At 68.1% G+C, this 7,073-nt stretch carries 5 protein-coding genes; 4 read left to right on the plus strand and 1 reads right to left on the minus strand.

Annotation, left to right across the window (positions count from 1 at the left end; genetic code table 11):
* Positions 1–344 precede the first annotated feature (344 nt).
* On the plus strand, positions 345–2,357 hold the full coding sequence (locus tag ACFP2T_RS39450; RefSeq protein WP_377431540.1) for a caspase family protein: 2,013 nt from the start codon (positions 345–347) through the stop codon (positions 2,355–2,357).
* Positions 2,358–2,539: 182 nt separating this feature from the next.
* Here ACFP2T_RS39450 and ACFP2T_RS39455 read toward each other — a convergent pair whose 3' ends face one another.
* The gene (locus ACFP2T_RS39455; RefSeq protein ID WP_377431542.1) at positions 2,540–3,544 is read right to left on the minus strand and encodes a quinone oxidoreductase family protein; all 1,005 of its coding nucleotides are present in this window, start codon (positions 3,542–3,544) and stop codon (positions 2,540–2,542) included.
* Positions 3,545–3,628: 84 nt separating this feature from the next.
* On the opposite strand from ACFP2T_RS39455, the gene ACFP2T_RS39460 reads away from it, so the two are divergent.
* The 3 genes from ACFP2T_RS39460 (at position 3,629) to ACFP2T_RS39470 (ending at position 6,710) form a co-directional block, all read left to right on the plus strand.
* Positions 3,629–4,222 carry a TetR/AcrR family transcriptional regulator gene (locus ACFP2T_RS39460; RefSeq protein WP_377431544.1) on the plus strand — a complete coding sequence of 198 codons (594 nt, stop codon included), beginning with the start codon at positions 3,629–3,631 and terminating at the stop codon, positions 4,220–4,222.
* Positions 4,223–4,617: 395 nt separating this feature from the next.
* Positions 4,618–5,763, plus strand: a complete 1,146-nt coding sequence (locus ACFP2T_RS39465; protein ID WP_377431546.1) for a serine hydrolase domain-containing protein — start codon at positions 4,618–4,620, stop codon at positions 5,761–5,763.
* 164 nt (positions 5,764–5,927) lie between these two features.
* Positions 5,928–6,710, plus strand: a complete 783-nt coding sequence (locus ACFP2T_RS39470) for a MerR family transcriptional regulator (RefSeq protein WP_377431549.1) — start codon at positions 5,928–5,930, stop codon at positions 6,708–6,710.
* The last annotated feature ends 363 nt before the right edge of the window (positions 6,711–7,073 follow it).

A 7,073-nucleotide genomic window follows, 5' to 3' on the forward strand; every position in this document is an offset into this window, starting at 1 on the left:
TGTCATGCCGCCGACCGTGCGTGGCGCTACCAACCAGCGCCGTCACGCTCCGTGGCCGGGCCTCGGCGTCGGATGACGTCCGGTCGTGTCGATGAGCGGATGTTGGACGTCGACGATTATGTCGATGAGGGTACTGTCGGGGCGGCGCATTCGCTCCGTTCTATCCGGAGCGGGTTACAGGCGGGTTGCCGCATGATCGGGACCTGAGCGCGTGAAGCGGTCACCGATCCGACACGGTTCGCCGTTCTGTACCTGTCGCGCGCGGGCCTAGAATGCCGGCGATTGAGGACGGCGGGTAGGTGCCGGTTTGATGCCTGTGTGCGGACTCGTTGGGAGATGCGGCGATGGTGGAGAACATCACGCGACTGGTGCTACGGGTCGAGGATGAGCGCGGTGACCAGGAAGGACTGGCCGAGCTTACCGCCGCGCTGCGCCAGGAATTGTTGGATCTTGATGTCGATTCGGTGGAGCAGTTGTCGGCTGGGGAGGCGCCGCCGGGCAGCAGGGGGTTCGACGTCGCGGCGCTGGGGACGCTGGTGGTTACCCTCGCCGGGTCCGACGTGCTTGTCGCGCTTGTCAGTGCGGTAGCGATGTGGTTGACGAGTCGCCGGAACCAGGTCGTCAAGGTCGACGTAGACGGTGACGTTCTCGAGCTCAGCGGGCTGCCGTCCCAAGAACGCCAGCGGCTGACCGAGCAGTGGCTTCGGCGCCGGGCTCCGGACGGGAGCGTGTTGACCGGTACCCGAAGCGCGTTGATCATCGCCAGTCGCGAGTATCAGGATCCGGGGCTAAGTCAGCTACGGTCCCCCGCTCACGACGCCGAGGCGCTCGCCCGGGTGCTGGGCAACCCGAGGATCGGCGGCTTCGACGTGACGACGTTGCTGGACGCACCGTCGTACGAGATAGGCGAGACGGTGGAGGATTTCTTCGCCGACCGCAGCCCGGATGACTTGCTACTCATGCACTTCTCCTGCCACGGCGTCAAGGACGAGAGCGGCGAGCTGTACTTCGCCAGTTTGAACACCAAGCTGCGCCGGCTCGGCGCGACCGCCGTGGCCGCGGAGTTCGTCAACCGGCGCATGAACCGGAGTCGGTCGCGGCGCGTCGTGCTGCTGCTGGACTGCTGCTACGCGGGGGCATTCGAGCGAGGGATGACTGCCAGAGCCGGTACGACGGTAAACATCGAAGAGCAGTTCGGCGGCCGAGGCCGAGCGGTGATCACGGCGTCGAGCTCGATGGAGTACGCCTTCGAAGGCGACCGGCTCGCCGACGCGTACGAGCTCGCCCCGTCGGTGTTCACCAGTGCCCTGGTGGAAGGGCTGGATACCGGCGAGGCCGATCGTGACCAGGACGGCCAGGTCTCGCTCGACGAGCTCTACGACTACGTCTACGACAAGGTCCGCGTGGTCACTCCCAACCAGACGCCCGGAAAGTGGACCTTCGGGGTGCAGGGCGACATCTACGTCGCCCGCCGTGCCCGGCCAGTCACCAGACCGGTGCCACTGCCGAGCGAACTCCAGCAGGCCATCGACCACCCCATCGCCGGTATCCGCGCCGGCACGGTACCTGAGCTGGCCCGCCTGATGCGTAGCCAGCATGCCGGCCTGGCCCTGGCCGCGCGGCTGGCCATGGAACACCTCGCCGAAGACGACAGCCGCGCCGTCATCGCCGCGGCGACCGAGGCCCTCGCCGCCGGACCGAAGCAGCAGCCGGGCCTGCCGGAGCCGCAGGTCCGCACACCGGAACGAGAGGCCGCCACGCCGACGGCCGAGACGCTGCGTAGCCAACCGGCCGTTCACCAGGCGCATGTGCCGCCGCAGCCGACTTCAGCGGAGTCAATCCGACACCCGTCGACGGCCAAGACGCCGCGTCAGCACCCGGAACGCACCACACCGACGCGGTCTCGTACGCGTTGGTGGCCGGCGACGATCCGAGGACGGGTGATCGTGGCCGCACTGGCGGCCGCCGCCCTGCTCGTGGGTGGCGTGGTCACGTGGAGGGTGCTCGATCAGGCCGCCCACTCGACGACGATCCCGGCGTCGTTCGACGGCCAGTGGCAGGGCACGGCCACCACGATCCAAAACTCTGGAGCGGTGCTCACGGCCACGCTCGGCAAGGACCTGCATCTGGGTCAATTGGCGAGCGGCGCATCATCGTGCTACAGCGGCGTGCTCACTGTCAGCGACGCCACCGACTCCCGACTGACGATGCGCTTCGCCCCCGGAAACCAGGAGTGCAACCCGTGGACCGTGGTCTTCACACACCTGTCCGGAGGCGACCTGAAGATGGCAGTCGATCCAGACAGCAGCGTGAACTACGAGCAAGAGTTCGAGGTCCGGATGACCCGGCAGGGTTGAGGCCGGATCAGGCGGACGAGACGACCTTCTGCACGCCGACCACCACACACGTAACGGTGCACTGACAGTACTGATCGCGTCGTCCGCTCACGCCGTCCGTGCGCGCCGGTCAGCGGCGCCCCGTTACTCCGTACGCCGTCGCTCAGTTCGTCAGACGCACACTCGTGCCGATGTGCGGATGCCTATGAGGGTGTGTTCTCGGGTGCGGGCACCGTTGGGAGTAGCAGGATACGGCCGGTGTGAGAGCGGGTCTCGATGAGTTCGTGGGCGGTTGCGGCCTCAGTGAGTGGGAGGCTGGCATGCACGGTGGTGCGTAGTTGGCCTGCCGCGAACAGGTCGGCGATCTCGTCCATCTCGTGACGCGCCTGGTCCGGGTTCGCATGGCGCCAGGCGGTGAGGTTGAAACCGCTAACGGATCGCAGCGCGAAGAGTTTGACGACGGGGATTTGTTCCAGTTCTCCGGTCGCGGCGCCGTAGACCACGGCGCGGCCGAAGGGCGCGAGCAGGTCAAGGCTGGATTGCAGGACCGGTCCACCGACCGCGTCGAGGACGACGTCGACACCATCCGGGGCGGCTGCGCGGACCTGGTCGGGCCAGTCAGGCTGTGCGTAGTCGATGGCGACGTCGGCACCGACGGTCCGGACGAAGTCGAGCTTGCGTGATGATCGGGCAGTGCCGATGACGGTGCCGGCGCCGATGAACTTGGCGAGTTGAACGGCGAGGTGCCCGATGCCGCCGGCGGCGGCATGGATCAGGACGGTATCGCCGGAGTTCAGCGGCGCGGCGCGAAGGATCCGCAGGGCGACGGGGGCGCTCATGGCAAGCATGCTGGCGTCACCGGAATCGAGGCGGTCAGGGACGGCGGCGAGCCATAGTGCTTCGGCGACGACGAAGTCTGCGTACGCGTCCTCGGCGAGCGCGGCAACCCGCCGGCCCACCAGCTGCGGATCGACGCCGGGGCCCACTCGGGTGACCGTGCCGACGACGTCACCGGTCGGGCGGCCAGGCAGAGGGCGCTGGAAGATGCTGCCGCTGCCGGGCCCGCGGCGGAACCGGGTGTCGACGAAGTTGACGCCGATCGCCTCGGCTCGCAGCAGTACCTGTCCCGCCTGCGGGACCGGCTGGTCGACCTCTTCGACGGTCAGTACCTCTGGCCCGCCGTACTCGTAGTACCGGACGCGTCGCATGGCCACCCCTCGCGTAAAATGGACCGACAGTCAACTTCGATTCAGAATGCTACTGGACCGCCGGTCCAGTTGTCGAGGAGCGTCATGACCGAGCCTGAACGCCTCCGCGCCGACGCGGTTCGCAACCGCACGGCCATCCTGCGCGCCACCGAAGAACTACTGACCCGGCATCACCCGCAGCAGATCTCGATGGAACAGGTGGCCGCGGCAGCCGGCGTTGGCAAGGGCACCGTGTTCCACCGCTTCGGCAGTCGGTACGGGCTCATGCGCGCACTCATGCAGGAACGCGCGCAAGACCTGGAGACCGCGATCACCACCGGCCCGCCGCCGCTGGGCCAGGGCGCCCCGCCGCGCGCACGACTCCTGGCCTTCCTCACTGCTGTGGTTGAGTTGGTCGCCCGCAACAAGGGCCTGCTCGCCGCCCTCGGCCCTGCGGCGCCCATCACCGCCGCGTCAGAACAGGAACGGCGCGAGGCGCATCCGGTCTACCGGTCCTGGCACGGCCACATCAGCGCATTGGTCCACCAGCAACGGCCGGACCTCGACGCCGACATGCTCGCCCACGTCCTCCTCGCCACTCTGCACAGCGAACCGGTCCTGAACGCACTAGAGCGTGGCGACGGGAACCGCCTCGCCCGGACCTTGCGCGACCTGGTGACCGGCCTGATGCCTGAGTAACCCCCTCGCCATCCGCTCATGCCGCCGAGCGTGCGCGCCCCCACCAGCCGTAGCCGTCACGCTCCGCGGGCGGCCTCCAGGGCCGGCCGACGTCCGCAACTGCCGAGAACCGGGCATCCGATCATGTTCGGCAAGCTGGGACATGCACGCGCTACTGCACGTTCCACAGGCCGGGGTCGTCGTAGCGGGTTTTCAGCGCCCTTGCGCAAGACTGTCCGCAGCTGGGCGAGGCCTGCGGCGTCGGCCGGAAGGCGCAGGTGCTCCAGCAGAGTGAGCGCCACGCCATTGCAGCTGTGAGCTGAATCACGGTTGAGGTTGACCTTGGGTCAGGGCGGAAGCTCGGCGCAGCGGCGCGACGCCGACTCGGACATAACAACTTCGAAGGGTAAACCACCATGACGATCACCCTTTCCGATCAACACAAGAGCACCCGCCCGGAGCTGCAGAAGGCGATCGAGGAGATCGTCGATTCCGGTTTCGTCGGGGTGTCGCTGCGGGTGCACGATGAGCGGGGCGAGTGGGTCGGCAGCGCCGGGGTGGCCGAGCTGGGCGGAACCGCGAAGCCGCCGGTCAACGGGCATGCCCGGATCGGCAGCAACACCAAGACCTTCACCGCGACCCTGGTGCTGCAGCTGGTGGCTGAGGGCAAGATCGAGCTGGACACCCCGGCGGCCGACTACCTGCCCGAGTTCGGGCTGGACCGGCGGATCACGGCGCGGATGCTGTTGCAGCACACCAGCGGGCTGTTCAACTTCACCGGCGAGGTATACGACGACGGGACGATCGTGCACGGGATCCCCGTGCCCTACGGCACCACGGGCAAGGAGTGGGTGGACAAGCGGTTCCACACCTACCGGGCCGAGGAGCTGGTACGTCTGGCGCTGTCCAAGCCGGCCCGGTTCGAGCCGGGGACGGGCTGGAGCTATTCCAACACCAACTACGTGCTGGCCCGGCTGCTGATCGAGAAGGTCACCGGCCGCTCGCTGGCCGAGGAGATGCAGCGGCGGATCCTGGGCCCGCTCGGGCTGTCGGGCACGGTGGTGCCGGACGCCTCGCCGGAGATCCCTGAGCCGCACGCCCACATCTACTACCGCTACGAGGAAGCCGGCCAGCAGAAGACGATCGACGTCACCCGCTACAACCCCTCCTGGGTCTCCACCGGCGGTGACATGATCTCGACCAGCCAGGACCTCCACACTTTCATCTCCGCGCTGATAGGCGGCAAGCTCCTGTCGGCCCCACTGCTGGCCGAGATGTGCACCCCGCACGCCACGGGCATCCCGAACATGGACTACGGGCTGGGAGTGTTCGTACAGAAAACGGACTGCGGCGGCACCGTCATCACCCACAACGGCGGCAACGTCGGCTCCGCGACGTGGATGTACAGCACGCCCGACGGCAGCAAGACCCTGACCGCCGTACTGAACTGGGTGGGCGACGCCGACATGTCCATAGCGACAGCCTTCCAGAACGCCCAGCAAAGGCTCGTCAACGAGGTGTTCTGCGGCGACCAGGCCGATCCGGCTCAGCCGGCGGACTGAACACCTGTGACCCGTACGCCTTGAGAGGTGACCCCTTCCGGTCGTGCATCAGGTAGAACGCGAACCGGGGCACGCCGAGCTCAACGAGTTCGGCGTGCCCCGTCCACATGCTCGGCCGTGGTGTGGGTAGTCGCCGAGCTCGAGCACAAGGCAGGATTTTGCCGATGAACGGAGTCACGATCGGGCAGGCGGCGGCATTCGTCGGCGTCACGGTGAAGACGGTGCGGCACTACCACAAGCTCGGCCTGGTGAAGGAGCCGGAACGCGACAGCTCCGGCTACCGCAGGTACGGATCGGCCGAGCTGTTGCGGCTGGTGCAGGTCCGGACGCTGGCCGCCGCCGGGGTGCCGCTGGCCGAAGTCGGGCCCCTGCTCGACGCCGACGCCGCGCTGTTCGCCGCCGCGCTCACCGACGTCGAGCGGCAGCTCGCCGAACGGATCGAGGAGCTGATCGCGCGCCGTGACATGCTGCGCCGGCTCGCCGACGGAGACCGGGCCCTGCTGCCCGACCGCGCCGTGGCGCTGCTGGAGCGGCTGTCCGGCCTCGGCCTCCCCGCGGACGAGGTGGCGGCCACCAGGGAGGGCTGGGTGCTGGCCAGGGCCCTGGTCCCCGAGGGCTTCGACGACTTCCTCACCCATGTCGAGCACGCTCTCGACGACCCCCGCTTCGTCGCGTTGATCAAGCGCGCCACCGAAGCCACGGCATGGGAGCCGGACGACCCGCGCCTGGCCGAACTCGCCACTGCCATTGCCGACCACTTCCTCGCCAACCCCGCACACCTGAAGATCGTGACCGGCCTGCAAGCCCGCACCGACGCCGCGGCCCGATACCACCTGATCGCCCACTACGGCGAAGAGCAGGGATCGGCCACGGCCCGGGGGGTCGCGCTCGTCGAGGCCAAGCTCCGCGCCGCGGGCATCCATATCCCCAGACCAGACACCCACTGACCGGCCGGGATCTGCCAGCAGACACCGCTGGAGCGGCTCGTCCCACGCTGGATGCATCGCCTCAGCCATCCACGCGTGCTTCGAAGGAGCGGCCAAAAGGACAGGATCGCGCAACCAGGCCGGGCACGACGGGCGATTCGCCGTCCAGCTCACCCGACGAACGCCCGCACCCGCTCCTGACCGGCGCCAGACATGGTAGAACACAGCCGGCCCTGGCTGGCATGCCTGCCACGACATCGGGTCACATCACGTCTGTGAGATCGCGGCCCGCGCGGCCGCAGACGGTGATCCAGTGCGCACATCTGCCGATGTGAGTGCGTTCGCTGCTGTTCCCCTACGAGTGTTACTGGAGCAGGTTGAGCT

It is taken from the genome of Plantactinospora solaniradicis, assembly GCF_042658085.1.
Taxonomy (GTDB): Bacteria; Actinomycetota; Actinomycetes; order Mycobacteriales; family Micromonosporaceae; genus Plantactinospora; species Plantactinospora solaniradicis.

Coding starts and splice junctions, on each gene's coding strand:
- ACFP2T_RS39465 (WP_377431546.1), top strand. CDS start 4,618: ATGACGATCACCCTTTCCGATCAACACAAGAGCACCCGCCCGGAGCTG.
- ACFP2T_RS39450 (WP_377431540.1), top strand. CDS start 345: ATGGTGGAGAACATCACGCGACTGGTGCTACGGGTCGAGGATGAGCGC.
- ACFP2T_RS39455 (WP_377431542.1), bottom strand. CDS start 3,544: ATGCGACGCGTCCGGTACTACGAGTACGGCGGGCCAGAGGTACTGACC.
- ACFP2T_RS39460 (WP_377431544.1), top strand. CDS start 3,629: ATGACCGAGCCTGAACGCCTCCGCGCCGACGCGGTTCGCAACCGCACG.
- ACFP2T_RS39470 (WP_377431549.1), top strand. CDS start 5,928: ATGAACGGAGTCACGATCGGGCAGGCGGCGGCATTCGTCGGCGTCACG.